Raw genomic sequence first — 19,108 nt, 5'->3', positions numbered from 1 at the left:
GATGTCTATGAATCTCGAAATTGAATGTTCTCGTGATCTTCAATTATGGTACTATCAAAATATAATAATTGTGGGGGTTAGTAAATGTTTAAGTCAAAAAAGCTTTTAACTATTTTTTGTACGTTACTGGTACTTGTTTTAATTTCTGCTTGTAACAATAATGAAAGCGCTTCAAACGATACTCCAGCACCAGCAGATACAGAGGGTGGTGCGGATGTATCTGTAGATTCAATTGAACCAATTGAATTCTCAATTATGACGAATCTTCACACAGCTGAAACACCAGCTAAAAAAGTTCAAGAGTTAATCGAAGAAAAAACAGGCTATACATTAGATATCCAGTGGGTTCCTGACAGTAGCTATGAAGAAAGATTAAACACAGCATTTGCAACAGGTTCATTCCCTGAAGCAGTTCGTGTAGGGTTTGCTCAATTAAATCAATTTAAAGATGCTATTCGAAATGACCAATTTTGGGAAATTGGCCCATACCTTGACCAGTTTGAATATCTTAGCAATCTAAATGAAGAAATTTTAGCGAATACAGCTGTAGATGGTAAGCTTTATGGTGTGTACCAAGGAAGACCTTTATCACGTCAAGGTATAATTTACCGTAAAGATTGGGCAGATAACCTTGGACTTGAAGCTCCAACAACAACAGAAGAATTTATGGAAATGGTAAGAGCATTTACTGAAGATGATCCAAATGGAACAGGTCGTAAAGATACAATTGGTTTAGCAGACCGTAGTGATTTAGTTTATGGAGGTTATAAATCAATTGCTTCTTGGTTCGGTACTCCTCATGAGTGGGGCGAAAAAGACGGAGAGCTATTACCAGAGTTCATGTTCCCAGAGTTCATTGAATCATTAGAGTTCTATCGTGAAATGCATTCAAATGGTTATATTAATCAAGATTTCCCTGTTACTAGTAAACAAGACCAAGTTGCATTGTTAACTAATGGAACAGCTGGTATGTATGTTGGTTCTATGGAAGATGTAACATCTTTATATAATGACGCAAGTGCATTAAATCCAGATATTGAATTTGATGTTCAAAATCACGTCGTAGGACCTGATGGAGAATTTGGTATATGGGCAATTCCTGGTTTCAGTGAATTGGTTATGTTCCCTAAATCAGCTGTTGAATCTGAGGAAAAATTACTTAGCATTTTAGGCTTCTATGATCAACTAATGAATCCAGAGATTGCTAACATTCTATACTGGGGAATAGAGGGAGAGCATTATGAGGTTGTTGATGGTAAAGCTTCTCCTATCACAGAAGATCAACAAAAAATTGATCGAGAAGTAAGACCTTATTTAACGCTTGAAGTTGGTGAGCCAGCTACAAATGGTAGGTACATGATTTATACTGATTATGAAGTAAGACAAAAAGCGGATCAGCTTGTATTAGATAACAATGATTATTTAATTCAAAATCCAACAATTACACTTGATTCCGATACGTTTATTCGCGATGGTGATAGATTGAAGCAAATGATTGATGATGCAACTGTTCGTTACATCCTTGGCCAAACAGACCAAGCAGGCTTTGAAGCTACAGTTGAAAACTGGAAATCTCAAGGTGGAAATGCGATCATTGAAGAATTCAACGCTTCTTACCAAGAACAAAACTAAGAGAATGATAAGAAAAGGGGATGACTTGAAAGAGTCATCCCCTTTTTACTTTGTTTTTAAGTTACCCAGTGCCTTTTCGCATTTAAAGAAAATTACATATATATTGTTTTCAGTCGAAGGGTAGTTATTTGATAGGCATTACGTTAGATTATCAAAAACCATTGTCTCTTTTGAAGAAGAAGAATATCAGATTACAAGTGCTAGCTTATTAGTTTTGGGAGAGGGAATATCATCTTGAAGTTAAATGAGTTTCTCAGTAATCACAATCTCAGTCACTGCAAATAACCCTTAGATTATCAAGGTTTTCGAGCTGTTATAACGTAATGATTATAGATGTAATGGAAAAAGAGCTTTAATATGTGAATTAGAAAGCGGTTACATTTAGCGTCAGGAAAAGCATCATGATCTTAATTAGAAAGGAAGTTGAAAATGGAGAACAATGTTTCATTAGAAAAATCAAAAACACCATTACCGAAAGTTGATAAACGGGCTGAGTTAATGAGGAAAATTAAAAAGAATAAGTGGCTTTATTTAATGATTGCCCCGGGGATCCTGTACTTCTTTGTATATAAGTACATCCCCATGTACGGATTAATTATTGCATTTCAAGATTACAAACCTTATTTAGGAATTACAGGTAGTGAGTGGGTAGGCTTTCAACACTTTGAACGGTTATTTACGAGTCCAGAGTTCTGGATGATCTTTCGAAATACATTAGTATTATTCGCCTTACAGATATTGGTTTTCTTCCCGATTCCTATTATCATTGCGTTAATGCTCAATGAAGTTCGAAATCAAATGTTTAAGAAAAGTGTTCAAACTTTGATTTACATTCCACACTTTATGTCTTGGGTTGTTATTGTTTCTATTAGTTTTGTTATGTTGACATTAGATGGAGGAATTATTAACTCTGTTTTAGAAGCATTAGGTTTTCAAAAAATTAACTTCTTAATGAACCCTGATACATTCCGTCCGATGTATATTATACAAGTTATTTGGAGAGAAGCTGGTTGGGGAACAATCATTTTCTTAGCAGCGATTGCTGCAGTGGACCCACAGTTATATGAAGCAGCGAAAATGGACGGAGCTAACCGCTTACGTCAAGCATGGCACATTACATTACCAGCTATTAGAAGTGTTATTGTTGTTCTACTAATTCTAAAAATTGGTGATGTACTAGAGTTAGGTTTTGAACATGTTTATCTATTACTAAATGCTTCTAACCGTGAAGTAGGGGAAATTTTTGATACGTATGTCTACACAGCTGGTTTAAAACAAGGACAGTTTAGTTATAGTACAGCAGTTGGATTCTTCAAAGGAATTGTTGGACTAATCCTTGTTATGGTTGCTAACTGGTTAGCGAAAAAAGCTGGCGAAGAAGGGGTTTACTAGAAAGAAATTTTAAAAGGCGGTTTGGTTTTTGATTTTAAAGTATCTTGAATAAAAAGGCGGTTTTCCTTTTTGAAATTTCTTGAATTTTAACTGGCTTTCTTTATAGCACCACATACACTTAAGGAGGAACGATTATGGTTGGAGATAAGTCGTTAGGCAGTCGCCTATTTACTTTTACAAATGTTGCGCTTTTAGCAATCATTGCGTTGCTTTGTGTTTTACCTTTTATCCATGTATTAGCAGCATCATTTACAACAAGCGCAGAACTCGCGGAGAAACGCTTCGTCTTAATTCCTACTGTTTGGAGTTTAGACGCATATAGATATATCTTTTCTACTGACACCGTTATGAGGGCGATGATGATTTCAATAGGAGTTACAGTCGGTGGAACAGTTTTTAGTATGTTCTTATCAACGTTAACAGCTTATGGTCTCTCACGCCAGGATCTAGTTGGAAGAAGGTTCATCATGTTCTTTATCGTATTCACGATGTTATTTAATGGTGGAATGATACCTACTTTCTTAGTTGTTCAGCAAACAGGTCTACTTAACTCATTAGCTGCCCTAGTTGTTCCCGTAGCGATTAATGCGTTTAATATGATCATTTTAAAAAGTTTCTTCCAAAATCTCCCTGCAGGCTTGGAAGAATCAGCGAAAATTGATGGGTGTAGTGATTTTGGAATCCTATTTCGAATCGTTATTCCTTGTTCGATGCCAGCGATTGCAACGATTTCTTTATTCTATGCAGTAACGTATTGGAACACATACATGCACGCGATTTTATATTTAAGTGATTCTTCAAAATGGCCAGTTCAAGTGCTTTTAAGACAAATCGTCGTTTTGGCAAGTGGATTGAACTATGATGGAGCTGAATTCACGAGTGTTCCACCACCTGAGATTACGATTAAAATGGCGGTCATCGTAGTGGCTACGATCCCTGTCTTAATTGTTTATCCATTCTTGCAGAAGTATTTTGCAAAGGGAGCTTTAATTGGTTCAATGAAAGGATAAGCAGTTGAGTTAGAATAACAAATAGAAATAAAAGGTTAATAGTGATATTAACCTTTTATTTTATAGATGAAACTAAATGATAGGAAAGCAGGTGGAGAGATGGAGAGAAATACTAAAGACCTTCAAAGCGTTTTAGATAAAATGGATCTTCAATATCAAGGATTGTTTCGTTGGTTAGCTGGACAATATCATCCATCAACTGGTGGGTTTTATTATGCGAGAAGTTCCATTCAGGATCATTCCTTTAATCCTGATATCGAATCCACAGCTCAAGCATTAAATATGCTTATTCGAAATGATTTGCTTCACTCAATGCCAAACCAAATGAAACAACAAATCATTCGTTTTTTTCAAGGTAAACAAGTAGCTGAATCAGGTTTTTTCTATGATGAAAATCCCGCGATGGCAAAAGATGAAGTCATGGTTAATCGAGCGATCAATTATTCTGTTCATTCATTAAAAAGGATGGGGAGTGCACCACTTTATCCTTTACCACTAAAAGCAAAGGCAGCTCCAAGTTATGTGAATACACCTGAATCGTATTTGGAAAAGTGGAGAAGCATTGATTTAAGTAATAGTTGGAGAGGGTGTGATCTTCTTGCAACTTCATGTGTGTATATCGGCGAGATGAACGAGTCAGATCGTGAACCATTCTTAAAAGAAGCTGTCAGTTATTTAGCCTCTATTCAAGATCAAGAGACAGGGTTATGGGGTGGTGGAAGTTTATATGTTCGTATTTCTGGGACATTTAAGCTTCACACATTTTATAACAAATTCAAAATCCCCATGCCGAATACAAAGAAAATCTATCAAAGTATTCTAACATGTTTACGTACTGAAGAAGCCGTTGATATGTGCTACATTAGAAACCCAATTGATTTACTTTCTTATATGAATATGTCCATTCCGACTGAGGAATTATTGGAGATTCTCCATATTACGACCGCGAATATGAGCAAGTTAAAAAGAGAGGATGGAGCTTTTTCGAGAGAGCTTGATCATTCACCTCCCGCTCCTAATGTTGCTCAAGTAAAAAAAGGAGCGTTTTATCCGAACATGCCAGAACCAGTGTACTTAGGAAAAGGGCTCTATGAAGGTGACATGAATGCGAGCACGCAAGCGACTTTAATTAGGCTACAGTGTTATAAGTTAGCGGGCATAGACGCAAAACCTATTAAGAGTGCTGAACCATTTTATTCATTCTTTTAATGTTTAGTCATGTAGCAGAGAGTATGTTGGAGGAACATGAAACTATTAAAAATTTCGAAAGAAAAGAGATTGTCTGAACAAGCCGTTATTACACTTGTTAATCATACGATCTTTCAATTTGGTAACTCTTTATCGTTAATTTTTATCAATCTTTATTTATGGCGTTTAACAGAAAGCTTACTAGTGAATGGACTGTTTAATTTAACAGCGATTCTCTCTCAAGCGATTGCGACCATTTTAATTGGTAAAATAGCGAAACAAAAAGGTCATTTAACCATTTATCGATATGGCATCTTTTTAACTGCTTTTTTCTATTTGTGCATTGTGGTGACCCAAGAGAATATGGTTGAATACTTTATTTGGTTTGCTTTACTTAGAGGAGTTTCACAAGCTGCTTACTGGTTAAGTTATTTTACGCTAGCCCACGAGGTTTCCAGTAATCATAACCGACATCGCTATCTTGGCTGGAATCAAATACTAATGGGATTAGCGAATCTAGTTGGTCCTGCTGCAGCAGGTGTGGTCATTAGTTTAAATACAGATTTAACTGGTTACTTAATTGTGTTCTCTGTTGCCTTTCTCATGTTCTTAATTGGAACGATTGGTAGTTTCCGAATCAGAAAACAAGAAACCCATCATAAAGAGTATTACATGAAATACTTAAGTCTAATTATTAAGAAGAAAGTGAATTTTGGTAAGTCCCTTTTTGGATGGTTCATCATCGGTTTTCCTCAAGGAATTTTGATGTATATTCCACCCATTTTACTTTTTACGATTTTTCCTGATGAAAGCTTTATTGGCTACATGAACGTGTTGTTTCTTAGTCTTTCGATCATAGCAAGTTACGTGATTTCACGTGTGGCTAATCTTGAATCTACGAAACTCTATTTATTCGTTGCCGCGATTGGAATGTTACTATCGTCTGTATTTTTATTATGGGAAATAGCCATTTGGACGGTTGTTTTATTCATGTCAATAAATTCGTTGTTTAAACCACTCCAAGCCAATACGTATGCTGTTTATTATTTCACTTGGCTTGATCAAATTCCTTTAAAGGAACATTTTCGTGTGGAGTCAGTTGTACTGAGAGAAGCTATTATTAATCTGGGAAGAGGGTTAGGAATCATTATTTTTATGATTTTCTCAACAGAGATTAATCCTGAAACCATACCTTGGATCTTAGTTTTTGTTATGGCTATTCAACTGTGGATTCCACTTTTAGCAAAAGAAAAATAAAAAGGAGGCACTATTATGGTGAATATTGGAAAATGGGAAATGGTAGACATAAAAGTAAAAAGAAAGATCCATCCACCTGGTCAAAATCTAATGATGATGGAAGTAGAATTTGAAGCAGGTGGTGTCGGTGCTGAGCATAGTCATCCACATGAACAATATACGTATTGCTTAGCAGGAAAGTTTGAATTTAAAATCAACGGAAAAAAGGTCGTAATAACTAAAGGAGAAACTCTCTATATTCCCAAAAATGCTGTTCATAGTGCACTCGCACTTGAAGCAGGAGCGCTACTAGATACATTCACACCGCTTAGAGAAGATCTACTCTAGGAAATATTTAAGCAGTAAATAAACAGAGCCAGAATGATAAAAAGGAAACGTCATGATAGGAGGTATTTTTCAATGATTTATTACGATATCACTGAATATGGAGCCAAGGGAGATCAGATAACTGATAATACTGAGGCGATTGCAGCTGCCATTGAAGCATGTTCAGATGCAGGCGGTGGTACGGTTTTGATCCCTGCAGGAACGTTTTTAACAGGAGCCATTCAATTAAAGAGCGATATTACTTTGCAGGCTGAATCAGGAGCTGTTGTGTTGTTTCACAGTCATTTTGATGCCTATCAGCCAGTTCAAACAAGATGGTCTGGCTATGAATGCTATGGTTTTTCACCATTAATTTATGGAAATGGTTTAAAAAATGTCTCCATTAAGGGACAGGGAACATTCGACGGACAAGGAGCCGCATGGTGGGACGTTTATCACAACATTAAGCAGGGAGAAGTCTATTCAAGCGTTGTAACGGAAAGAATTGCAGCACTAAATGAGGAAAAGTTAAAAATAGCAACAAATTTAGTAGAATGGGACAGTCAATTTTTACGCCCGCCACTGTTGCAGCTATTTAATTGTGAGCACGTGACACTTGAAGGAATTACCTTACAAAACTCACCCTTTTGGAATACACACTTAGTTTATTGTGATCATGTTAGTGTTCGAGGTGTTACGTTTAAAAATCCATCTAATACACCGAATGGAGATGGATTTGATATTGACTCATGTTCAAATGTTAGGGTGTCTGATTGTCATTTTGATGTGGGCGATGATTGTTTATGTTTGAAGTCGGGTATTAACGAAGATGGTAGAAGAGTGAATCGCCCCACTGAAAATGTAACTGTCACCAACTGTACGATGCAAGCAGGTCACGGTGGGGTTGTTATGGGAAGTGAAAACTCAGGAGGTATACGTAATGTGACCGTTTCAAACTGCGTATTTATTGGAACGGACCGTGGTATTCGCATTAAGACAAACCGCGCACGTGGTGCTTACATTGAAAACATTCTAATTAATAATATTTTTATGGAAGATGTTTTCTGTCCACTCGCAATCAATTCATTTTATAGATATGGGGTAGATGAAAACGATCCAGCAATGACGAATCCTGATGCAATACCTGTTACAGAGAAAACTCCAAAAATTAAGCATATCCAAATAAGCAATGTGACGGCTAAAAACGGTCGTGCAGCTGCTGGATTTATTTATGGTCTACCTGAAATGCCAGTCGAAGATGTGTCATTAAGCAATGTGACATTTGAGATGACATCAGATCCATTTGAGGTCGGTGGAGAACCTGACATGGTGAAAGAGGTCATTACGATGGCTGGAGAGGGAATCTATTGCAAGCATGTAAACGGTATTGAGTTTCATAGAGTACGAGTGGAGACAAGGCAAGGACCAGCCTTAATGATGGATGGGGGCAATGGTGTGGCTATTCATCATGTAACGATGAAAAACCTTCATAAGAACACTCCTGTTGTTCAATTAAATGAAGTTCGAGATGTATTTATCGAAGGTCGTCAAGCTACACAACTAGGAGAAACCTATTTGTCTATTCAAGAAAGCAAAAGTGGAGAGATTTCGATGAGCGGTCCATCTATATCAAGATAACGGCTTATGGTGGAGGTAAATAAGATGTGGTCTCCAGATTCATTTTTACAGCAGCTTTATGATCATACGATTCAAACACATCCAACGACGTATGATTCACAGTGGAAAATCAACCTTAAATCGGACTTGCAAGAATCATTAGGTGATTTCACGAATTTCAAGGTTGGTCTTGAACCATCGACTTTAGAAATAATCGAGCTTGATGGTTATATGCGTTTAAGAGTGGAACTTGCGACAGGTCCTGATCTTAAGATGCCTGTTTATGTTTTGCTACCTACATCGAAATCTGAGGGGAAAAGACCTGCGGTGTTGGCTCTTCATGGACATGGCTATGGAAGTAAAGAAATAGTTGGATTGCACCCAGGTGGAATGGAAAATCGTGGGGAACCAGGTATTCATAAAAATTTTGCTGTTGAGCTAGTTAAAAAAGGTGTTGTGGTTGTAGCACCTGAGTTAATAGGAATTGGGGACAGAAAATTAGATGCCAACCGAAATTCTGAATTAGTAAAAGCTAACTCGTGCTTCGAATTGGCAAGTCAGCTTTTATTAGTAAATAAAACATTAGCTGGGTTACGAGTTTTTGAGTGTAGAAGAGTACTTGATTATATAGAAGGCCTTACAGACATTGATCGTGAAAAAATTGGGTGTATGGGGTTATCGGGAGGAGCGCTTGTTGCTGCCTTCACATCCGCTCTTGATGAAAGGATTAAGGCCACTGTTATTAGCGGATACACTAATACGTTTAAAGGAAGCATCATGTCAAGAAGGCATTGTCTCGATAATTATCTACCTGGAATCTTGCAATACGCTGAGCTGCCGGAGTTGATAGGGTTAAGTTCACCGAAACCGCTATTTATTGAAGCTGGTTATGATGACCACCTCTTCCCTATGAATGAAGTGCAAGTTGCTTTGTCCACTTTGAAAAACATCTATAAATCTGAAAAGGCTTTGGATTCATTATCCTATCATTTTTTTGATGGTGGTCATGAAATATGTGGAGAAAAATCTATTTCTTGGTTAGTGAACTCTCTAATACAAGAAGGAAGGTGAGAGAATGAATTCTAATCTCGGTAAACAATCAATGGCTATTTGGTCACCCGATTTGGGCAATGGCTATTACCAAAATCCTATTATTCATGCAGATTATTCGGATCCGGATGTCATACGAGTAGGCGAAGATTTTTTTATGGTTGCTTCAAGCTTTAATATGTCTCCTTGTCTACCTGTCTTACATTCTAAGGATTTAGTAAATTGGACGATTATAAATCATGTTTTTGAGAAATTACCTTTTTCTTATTATGATGAACCTCGTCAAAGCGAAGGGGTTTGGGCACCGAGCATTCGGTATCATAAAGGACAGTTTTGGGTTTTCTTTGCCACACCGGATGATGGTATTTTCATGAGCAAAACAAATAATCCCTTTGGAACTTGGTCATCCCTTCATCTCGTTAAGAAAACGAAAGGTTGGATTGACCCATGTCCTTTCTGGGATGAAGATGGTCAGGCGTATCTCGTTCATGCTTTTGCCAAAAGTCGGATTGGCTTTAAGAGTGTTTTGCATATTTGCAAAATGAAACCAGATGGGACGGAGCTCTTGGATGAAGGTACACTTGTATTTGATGGAAATGCCCATCATCCGACAATTGAAGGACCTAAATTATATAAACGAAATGGTTTTTATTATATCGTTGCTCCTGCCGGCGGTGTGACGGATGGCTGGCAGACCATTCTTCGAAGCAAGAATGTATACGGACCGTATGAGGATAAAATTGTTTTAGCACAAGGCTCGACGGCTATCAACGGGCCTCACCAAGGGGCTTGGGTGGAATTGAAGTCAGGAGAGTCTTGGTTTATTCATTTTCAAGATAAGGGTGCTTATGGTCGCATTACTCATCTTCAGCCGATGAGTTGGGAGGATGATTGGCCACTTATCGGTTCAAATATAAATGCAAATGGAGTGGGAGAACCAGTCATGAGCTGGAAGAAACCACTTGATGTTTTAACCACTCCGACTGTGCCACAAACAAGTGATGATTTTAGCGGTGATAGGCTCGGACTCCAATGGCAATGGCGAGCAAATGTAAAAAGAGAATGGTATTCCTTGCTAGACAATAAACTCCGTCTTTTCTCAAGGAATCGTACGGAAGGGGTTACAACACTCTTTAATACGGGACAAATTGTGACGCAAAAATTTCCAGCATTCGTTTTTACAGCTACAACTTCAGTTTCTTTTCATCCTCATGATGAAGACGATGTTACTGGTTTGATCGTGTTTGGTCATGACTATGCAGGATTAAAAATAAGAAGAGGTTGTGCAGCGATTTCAATTTCTTTCTTCAATGGTTATTATAACGGTGAAAAAGCAGAAGAGGATGAGACATTAATAAAACAAATAGAAGCAGAAGCATTGTATCTACGAGTTGAAGTGAAAGAACATGCAATATGTCAGTTCAGCTATAGTGTTGATCAAATAGGCTTTCAAGAAATAGGAAGTCCATTTCAAGCAAATAGTGGTGGTTGGAGTGGAGCACAACTGGGTATTTTCTGCTTGAATGAAGGCGTTCGCACTAGCTCTGGTTATGCAGATTTTGACTGGTTTTATATCAGTGAAAACGAGAAAGGTGATGTAGATGGAAACATTTAAAAATCCAATTCTACCAGGTTGTTATCCAGACCCTTCGATTTGCCGGGCTGGTGAAGATTATTATTTAGTCACATCTACGTTCGAATATTTTCCAGGTGTTCCTATTTTTCATAGTAAAGATTTAGTTCATTGGCGCCAAATTGGTCATGTATTAGATAGGCCTTCTCAACTAAATCTCGATGAAACACCTTGCTCAAAAGGGATTTATGCTCCTACGATTCGATATCATAATGGTGTGTTTTATATGATTACGACTTTTGTTGAAAGTAAGACAGGAGCAAGACGAAATTTCTATGTGACGACAAAGGACCCTGAAGGTGCTTGGTCCGAACCCTATTGGTTAGAAGATGCTCCTGGAATCGATCCTTCGCTGTTTTTTGATGATGATGGAAAGGTCTATTTCACAGCGAATCGCGTCCCGCCAAACGGCCAACAGTACGCAAAACATATGGAAATTTATCTACAAGAGTTAAATGTAGAAACGCACGAACTAGTCGGACCCAAATTTAGTTTATGGGATGGAGCTCTGAAGCAAGTCCATGCGCAAGAGGGACCTCATCTTTATAAGATACACGGTATGTACTATTTAATCATTGCTGAAGGGGGAACGGGGTTCACACATTCCGTTACGATTGCTAGAAGTGAAACGATTACAGATCCTTATGAAGTATGTAAGACGAATCCGATTTTAACTCATCGTCATCTAGGGAGGAATTTTCCTATTGTCAATGTGGGTCATGCAGATATCGTGCAAACTCAAACAGGTGATTGGTGGATGGTTTGTCTTGGATCTCGCCCGTATGGTGGGGAGTTCAGTAATCTTGGAAGAGAAACGTTTTTAGTTCCTTTTACTTGGGAGAATGGCTGGCCAGTTGTGAATCCTGGAAAAGGTCTAGTCGAAGCAGAAATGCTCAGGCCACAACTAAAGCTTAAGCGTTGGTCTACTTTACCGGCATGTGATCATTTTGAAGCCGAAGAACTAGGATCTCAATGGAATTTTATTCGGACACCGAGGGGAGATTTTTATTCTCTAACGGAAAGACCTGGTCATTTAAGATTAAAAAATAGCCCTAAAACGATCATGGAGGAAGTAAATCCTAGCTTTATTGGAAGGCGTCAGCAGCATATCGAATTTGTCGTGAGAACCGTTATGGAATTTGAACCACAATCAGAATTTGAAGTAGCAGGCCTAGTTTTATTACAAAATCACGATTTTCAAATTCGAATGGAATGTACAAAGATGAATAACCGCTCTGTCATTCGACTTATTAAAAGAGAAGCAGGAGAAGATCGCACTTGGTCTGTGAAGGACGTAACGTCAGAGAAACTATTTTTAAAGATAGAAGCTTATGGACAGGAGTATCATTTTTATTTTGCAGAGCAGCCGGAACAGTGGCAGGTACTATTGGAAAATGTTGATGGGCGGATACTAAGTACGGATGTGGCAGGTGGGTTTGTAGGGACTTATATCGGGATGTACGCGAGCAGCAATGGGAAAGAAGCAAGTAATGCTGCCGATTTTGATTATTTTGAATATGTAGGATTATCATAAATAAGGAGGAACTAGAATGACGAATCAAACAGTTGTACATGGAAAGAGTGCCTTAGAATGGGCAGAAAAAGCAAGTGAGAGTTTAATGAAGCAATATGAGCCGGTATTACTTCCGCCAGCTCATAGATGGCACTACCATCAAGGCGTATTTTTATGTGGGGTTCATAGTGTTTGGCAGGAAACGAGAAAGGAAGAGTATTTTCAGTATTTCAAAGAATACGTGGATCAACTCGTTGATGAGAATGGAAATTTTTATTTTGAACGAGATCAGTTAGATGCCATTCAGCCAGGATTGCTTTTATTACCTCTTTATAACCAAACAGGTGAAAAAAGATATAAAATAGCTGCAACAAAGCTTAGAAATCTATTAAATACGATTAATCAAACAAGCGAGGGCGGCTTTTGGCACAAAGATAAGTATCCATATCAAATGTGGCTAGATGGATTGTATATGGCAGGTCCGTTTACTTTGCAATACGGTCAACAATTTAATGAGCCAGAATTGGTCGATCTTGTGTTACAACAAGAATCATTAATGAGAAAAAATACAAAGGATGAAAAAACAGGCTTATATTTCCACGGCTGGGACGAGAGCGGAAACACACCATGGTGCGTTCCTGAAACACATACGGCTCCAGAGATTTGGGGACGTTCATTAGGATGGTATGGGTTAGCAGTTGTGGACATTATTAGCATGCTTCCAGAAGACCATCCTAAAAAGCAAGAGCTAATAGGTGTTTTGCAAAATTTAATTGAAAACTTAGTGCGATACCAAGATGCTGAAACTGGGTTATGGTATCAAATTGTCGATAAAGGACATCTAGAAGATAACTGGTTAGAAAGCTCTTGTTCAAGCTTGTTTGTATATACGATCGCTAAAGCAGTTAACCAAGGTTATATTGATGCTAAATACTATGAAGCGGCCAAAAAAGGATACGAGGGAATTATTAGTCACTATATTAAAGTAGATGAAGAAGAGAAGGTAACGTTAACAGGGATTTGTATCGGAACTTCGATTGGAGTCTATGATTATTATGTTGGACGGGAAACGAGTGAAAATGATCTGCACGGGGTAGGAGCGTTTGTTTTAGCAAGTATGCAAATCAATCAATACGAACTAAGTAACGAGTAAACCTTTCATTTTGCAAGTAGGCCTTTAGAAGAGGGAATGATAGGTTTTCCCTCTTCTAAAGGCTAATTAATGATATAGTAGAGATCATAAAACAAACTTAGAAATGCTCACAGAAAGGTTGGAGGAGGAATATGAAAGGTTTACTGAAATTTCTTATACCTATTATTTTCATTGTCACTATAATTGGTTGTAGTAACAATGAAGACAAAATAGAATTACTATTTTTCTCGGAAATTCAAGCTACAATGCAGGAAGAAATCGAGGATATGATAAGCAATGCGATATCAGTCGAGAAAGATGAATTTATAGTGAATATACATCCAGTTACATATGAGAGACTTATTGTTGAAATTGCCTCTCATAATGGTGATCTTTTATTTCTAGATGAAGAGTTAATGTCTGCAGCCTATGATCCTGATGGATTATACCGATTAGATGAAGCATTAGACGATGCGTGGTTTGCATTAGTTCCTGATAAGTATAAAGCGATTGACTCGGAAACTGGAGAATTGCATGTGTATGCCCTTCCGTTAAATAACGAATCTCCCTTTTTACAAACACTAGGGGTAGAGTTAGAAGCGCCTTTAGTTGCAATTATTCCTGTTTACTCAGATAATAAAGCGTTTTCAATAAAGCTACTTAAGTATATAATAGAAAATAACTAGTTTATTAGTTTTATGAAAGGAGTCTTTACAATGGAAATGAATGGTTTCATGGGTAGCTTTTATCGAGCGAGTGTGTTTATTTCTCGACTAGCCTATATAAATCTTTTATGGATTCTGTTTACGCTAATGGGATTAATCGTGTTTGGCTTTATGCCAGCAACAGTTGCTATGTTTGCCGTAACAAGGAAATGGGTGAATGGAGCAGATGATTTCCCTATTTTCAAAAGATTTTGGCAGCATTATAAAGAGGAAATCATTAAATCTAATTTGTTTGGTCTGTTTTTTGTTTTTATTGGATATATCTTGTATGTGAATTTCATGATTGTAGCAGATCAAGTATTGTGGATGACGATTGTAAGGTATATCTTGCTCGTTGCTAGCATTTTATATATTGTGACTGTTTTAATGTTCTTCCCGGTTTACGTTCATTTGCAATTAAAAGGGCCTGAATATATAAAAACCGCTTTGTTACTAGGTATCGCTTATCCGCAATATACTATTATTATGGTAGTTGGAATAGTTGGAATTCAATATATAATGATGTTTCTCCCTGGTTTAATTCCGTTCTTTACCGCAAGTTTGATTAGCTACTTGTTAACCAAAGTTGTTAAAGTCGTGTTTAAAGTAGTGGAGCGCAAGAATAAGGAATTAGAAGAAGTTGAAATCGCTAAAGAGGTTCAAGTTTATTAGTGCTAACATAATAGGGTGATTGCTTGAATGAAGCATTCACTCTGATTATAGAGCAATCATAACAACGTTGTTAAAATAGGAGGGAATATAAGAATGCAAAGAATTGTTGTATGTGGATTGAGCAACCGAGCGCTTGAGATGTTTATCAACCCAATTATAACTAAGTTTTCTCACGAGAATGAAATTGTTGGTTTGCTTGATAATGATGAGAAGCGAGTCGATCTCTGTAAAGAACGCTTTCCTGAACTTGCTTTTTTACCTTCTTACACACCTCAGCAGTTTTCGCAAATGGTCAATGAGACGAATGCGACAACGGTCATTGTAACGAGCAGAGACGATACTCATGTTGATTATATTTTACAAGGATTAGAACATGACTTACATATTATAAGTGAGAAGCCAATGGTTACAACGAGCTTTGATGCTAAACGAGTCATGGAAGCAGAAGCAAAAAGCAAAGGCACAGTACATGTTGCTTTTAACTATCGTTATAGTCCATTTCATCGCAAAATAAAAGAATTGATTCTTTCTGGGAAGATTGGGAGAATCACATCAATTGACTTAAATTGGTACATTGATACTTATCATGGCGCTAGCTATTTTAAACGATGGAATCGAATGAGAGAGTTTTCGGGTGGTCTGTCCGTTCATAAATCAACTCACCATTTTGATCTAGTAAATTGGTGGATTGACCAGAAACCTGAACAAGTATTTGCTTATGGAGCCTTAAATTATTATGGGAAAGATGGAGAGTTAAATCCAAGTCCAGTGGATCATCGTTTCTGTGGGACCTGTACGGAAAAGCATGCATGTGGGTATTACATGCGTTGGAACAATCGAACAGACTCAAGCGCTGTAAAAGACGATCATATTAAGTTTGAAGAAAAACAAAATTATACAAATTACAGACCAGATGCTTGTATTTTTGATCATGAGATTGAAATTGAAGATACGTATGTAGCAACGGTGAAGTATGATCGTGGTGCTCTATTAAGCTACTCAATTAATTTTTCTTTGCCGTACGAAGGGTATCGTCTTGCTATTAATGGAACGGAGGGTAGAATAGAAACTCAGGAATTTCATGAGTTAAGTCGTGTTCCTTTTCCAGTACCAGAGCAAACGATTGATTATTATCCTTTATTTGGGTCAAAAGAAACCATTCACGTGATTCAGACAGAAGGTGGACATGGCGGGGGAGATCCTATCATTCAGGAAGATCTTTTCTTAGGAGTAGACCCAGCTAGGCCATATGAAATACTCGCTGGAGCTGAGGCAGGGGCCTATTCGATTGCAGTAGGTGAGGCTGTTTGGAAATCAAGCCTAGAAAATAAACCAATAAACATGAAAGAACTTCTAGAAAACGTTACACCAAAACATAAAGCATAAGACCATAGATAAATTTGGAGGGATTTAAAATGGATGTAGTAACAATTGGAGAATCAATGGCAGTTTTTAGCCCAGAGTCATCACCTTTAATGAGATATGCGGCTACGTATTCACGTAAGTTTGGTGGAGCTGAATCAAACGTTGCCATTGGATTAACAAGGTTAGGACATGAAGTTGGATGGATTAGTAAAGTGGGAAATGACGAATTAGGAAAAGGCCTTCTTTCTTTTATAAGGGGGGAAGGAGTAGATGTTAGTCAGGTGAAGATAAGCGAAACGGCTCCAACCGGTCTTTACTTTAAAGAGGTTAGAAGTGCAAATAATGTCCGAGTTGAATATTACCGCAAGGGCTCCGCTGCGAGTCAGTTATCTGTTAACGATCTAGATGAGTCATACATTGCCAGTGCTAAATTTTTACATATTACGGGAATTACACCAGCACTTAGTGAGAGCTGTTATGAAACCGTGATGCAGATGATTTCCATTGCGCGGGAAAATGGAGTGAAGGTCGTTTTTGATCCGAATTTACGTAAGAAGCTTTGGTCGGAGGAACGAGCAAGAGAAGTATTACTTGAAATTGCGGCTAAATCAGATATCGTGATGCCAGGAGTGGCCGAAGGTGAATTTATGTTTGGAGAGAATGATCCAGATAAACTGGGTGAGCTCTTCTTGAATCATGGTGCCTCTTTAGTTGTGATAAAAGTTGGAGCAAAAGGAGCCTATTATTTTACAAAGGAAAAAAGTGAGTTAGTTCCTGGCTTTCCTGTTGAACAAGTAGTTGATCCAGTTGGTGCTGGAGACGGTTTTGCCGCAGGTGTAATATCTGGTTTGTTAGATCAATTACCGTTAAATAAAGCAGTTGAGAGAGGGAATGCGGTTGGAGCGCTAGCTACACAAATTCCTGGGGACTTTGAGGGACTTCCAACGAGAGAAGAAATGGATCATTTCATGTATGCAACTGATTCGGAGGATATTAGTCGATAGAATATACATGGGAATAAAAAACTAAGGTGTGTAGCTTGACTAATTCCAGTGACATTGAGAATTAGCAGTGCAGTAGCCTTAGTTTTTTGTTTTATGGATCGGACTCACCACTGAAACGGACATACGATCCTTTATATATTCCTTGCTTCTAAATCGCTTTCACGGACATAGAAGCCCGTTATTTTCTTAAAATGATTAGAAATGGACTGTCTATGAAGGGAATAGCTTCACTAGGTCCGTTATTCCCTTAAAAATACCTTTTTAAATCATTTTAACAAAAATCTATGTCCGCTTAGAGGTGTGACTAAAGAGGTTAGTCACGTTGACAGAGAAGATGATCTAACCGATCAACTGCTTTCATGGTTGTTTGATAAAGGAGCACACGAGTCAAGGGTATTTAATTCAGGTTCAAGTATTATAGAATGTTGGACGGTTTCTCCTTCTATAATAGTTAATAGCGTTTCACTAATTCTTTGAGCAATGCGCGTAATGGGAACCCCTACAGTTGTTAATTGGATTTCGAGATTTTCAGACTGAGGGATATTATCATAGCTAATAATCGATAAATCCTCTGGTATTTTAAGAGAGAGTTCAGTTGTAGCACGAAGAATGCCGCGTGTTAAATCATAACTTCCACTAATGATCGCTGTGATAGAACTCTGTTTAGTGAGCAAGTTTTTTGCAGCCAGATAGCCATCATGAACTTCTAAGCCATTTGTTGGAATAATCATGTCAGGTAAATCTGAGGCATGTTCTACATTCATCGCTTCTAAAAATCCAATGAGTTTATCTTTTTGCAGTGGATCAAAATTAGATAAGTCTCCAATGAATGCTATTTGCTTATGACCGATATCCTGTAAATACTTAGTGGCTAATTTAATGGCTAAGCGACGATTTACATCAATTGTTGGAAAACGTAAATCTTCTTGGACTCCGTAATAAAGGATAGGTACCGTTGATTGAATTTTTGAGTTCGTTAGATCATTTTCATTTTCTCCAAACACTAAAATTGCATCTACTTGAAAGCGATTAAACGTTGAAATCGCAGATTCTATTTTATTAATGGAAAGCAGTGTCGTATAAGAATGAGCTTCTAACAGATCGTTAATTTGCGTGATTAAAATAGAAGGTGCCACTCGCTCAACACTCGGCCAAACCACACCGACTGTAAAAGATTTTTTCTGCACCAAGCTTCTTGCTGCTACATTTGGCTGATAGCCTAATTCTTCTGCTATTTTCATAATTTTTGTTTTCGTGGGTTTCTTAACTAATGGGCTGTCTCTTAAAGCCTTTGACACAGTAGAGTAACTAACCCCAGCCTGCTTTGCAATATCCTTAATTGTTACACTCATAATAGCCTCCATCACCTTGACAACGTTGTTAATCTATTTACATATTATATCAAAGTAAAGTAAGATTTATAAGAGTTTGATCAAAAAGGTTGGTCTTTACCTTTTTGATCAAACTCAGCAATGAGCGGAGCCGTTGCAATTTTTTAAGACTTTTTGAGTGATCTTCTCAAAAAGGCGTGCAACGAGAGAAGCCAATGCAACTTAATCAAAAAGGTTGGTCTTTACCTTTTTGATCAAACTCAGCAATGAGCGGAGCCGTTGCAATTTTTTAAGACTTTTTG

The 19,108-nt window shown here is 37.6% G+C and carries 16 protein-coding genes; 15 read left to right on the top strand and 1 reads right to left on the bottom strand.

Annotated elements, in window-relative coordinates; genetic code table 11:
- Positions 1-84 precede the first annotated feature (84 nt).
- From PQ474_RS05465 to PQ474_RS05395, 15 genes are all read left to right on the top strand, one after another.
- Entirely contained in the window at positions 85-1,632 is a 1,548-nt protein-coding gene (locus tag PQ474_RS05465; RefSeq protein ID WP_273841033.1) for an extracellular solute-binding protein, read from the top strand.
- Between the two features lie 498 nt (positions 1,633-2,130).
- Complete coding sequence (locus PQ474_RS05460) at positions 2,131-3,024, top strand: ABC transporter permease (protein WP_390185954.1); 894 nt, start codon at positions 2,131-2,133, stop codon at positions 3,022-3,024.
- A 134-nt stretch (positions 3,025-3,158) separates the two neighbouring features.
- Complete coding sequence (locus tag PQ474_RS05455; protein ID WP_273841031.1) at positions 3,159-4,034, top strand: carbohydrate ABC transporter permease; 876 nt, start codon at positions 3,159-3,161, stop codon at positions 4,032-4,034.
- Between the two features lie 99 nt (positions 4,035-4,133).
- A complete protein-coding gene (locus PQ474_RS05450) occupies positions 4,134-5,243 on the top strand; it encodes a prenyltransferase/squalene oxidase repeat-containing protein (RefSeq protein WP_273841030.1) in 1,110 nt (369 codons plus the stop codon).
- A 36-nt stretch (positions 5,244-5,279) separates the two neighbouring features.
- Positions 5,280-6,479 carry an MFS transporter gene (locus PQ474_RS05445; protein ID WP_273841029.1) on the top strand — a complete coding sequence of 400 codons (1,200 nt, stop codon included), beginning with the start codon at positions 5,280-5,282 and terminating at the stop codon, positions 6,477-6,479.
- 15 nt (positions 6,480-6,494) lie between these two features.
- Positions 6,495-6,806 carry a cupin domain-containing protein gene (locus PQ474_RS05440; protein ID WP_273841028.1) on the top strand — a complete coding sequence of 104 codons (312 nt, stop codon included), beginning with the start codon at positions 6,495-6,497 and terminating at the stop codon, positions 6,804-6,806.
- 72 nt (positions 6,807-6,878) lie between these two features.
- Positions 6,879-8,423, top strand: coding sequence for a glycoside hydrolase family 28 protein (locus PQ474_RS05435; protein ID WP_273841027.1), 1,545 nt, complete (start codon positions 6,879-6,881; stop codon positions 8,421-8,423).
- 24 nt (positions 8,424-8,447) lie between these two features.
- Positions 8,448-9,473 carry a dienelactone hydrolase family protein gene (locus PQ474_RS05430; RefSeq protein WP_273841026.1) on the top strand — a complete coding sequence of 342 codons (1,026 nt, stop codon included), beginning with the start codon at positions 8,448-8,450 and terminating at the stop codon, positions 9,471-9,473.
- 4 nt (positions 9,474-9,477) lie between these two features.
- A complete protein-coding gene (locus tag PQ474_RS05425) occupies positions 9,478-11,067 on the top strand; it encodes a glycoside hydrolase family 43 protein (protein ID WP_273841025.1) in 1,590 nt (529 codons plus the stop codon).
- A complete protein-coding gene (locus PQ474_RS05420; protein WP_273841024.1) occupies positions 11,054-12,619 on the top strand; it encodes a glycoside hydrolase family 43 protein in 1,566 nt (521 codons plus the stop codon). Before PQ474_RS05425 ends, PQ474_RS05420 begins: the two co-directional genes overlap by 14 nt.
- Before the next feature lie 16 nt (positions 12,620-12,635).
- Complete coding sequence (locus PQ474_RS05415) at positions 12,636-13,751, top strand: glycoside hydrolase family 88/105 protein (protein WP_273841023.1); 1,116 nt, start codon at positions 12,636-12,638, stop codon at positions 13,749-13,751.
- Positions 13,752-13,882: 131 nt separating this feature from the next.
- Positions 13,883-14,416, top strand: coding sequence for a hypothetical protein (locus PQ474_RS05410; protein ID WP_273841022.1), 534 nt, complete (start codon positions 13,883-13,885; stop codon positions 14,414-14,416).
- Positions 14,417-14,446: 30 nt separating this feature from the next.
- Entirely contained in the window at positions 14,447-15,106 is a 660-nt protein-coding gene (locus PQ474_RS05405; protein WP_273841021.1) for a YesL family protein, read from the top strand.
- Positions 15,107-15,199: 93 nt separating this feature from the next.
- Positions 15,200-16,492 (top strand): Gfo/Idh/MocA family protein, encoded by a 1,293-nt coding sequence (locus PQ474_RS05400; RefSeq protein WP_273841020.1) that lies wholly within the window; start codon positions 15,200-15,202, stop codon positions 16,490-16,492.
- A 29-nt stretch (positions 16,493-16,521) separates the two neighbouring features.
- A complete protein-coding gene (locus PQ474_RS05395; RefSeq protein ID WP_273841019.1) occupies positions 16,522-17,475 on the top strand; it encodes a sugar kinase in 954 nt (317 codons plus the stop codon).
- Between the two features lie 347 nt (positions 17,476-17,822).
- Here PQ474_RS05395 and PQ474_RS05390 read toward each other — a convergent pair whose 3' ends face one another.
- Positions 17,823-18,827 carry a LacI family DNA-binding transcriptional regulator gene (locus PQ474_RS05390; protein ID WP_273841018.1) on the bottom strand — a complete coding sequence of 335 codons (1,005 nt, stop codon included), beginning with the start codon at positions 18,825-18,827 and terminating at the stop codon, positions 17,823-17,825.
- Positions 18,828-19,108: the final 281 nt, after the last annotated feature.

Source organism: Halalkalibacter alkalisediminis, from assembly GCF_028610705.1.
GTDB classification, from domain to species: Bacteria; Bacillota; Bacilli; order Bacillales; family Bacillaceae_D; genus Halalkalibacter; species Halalkalibacter alkalisediminis.
This window is presented reverse-complemented; position numbering and strand designations above follow the sequence as displayed.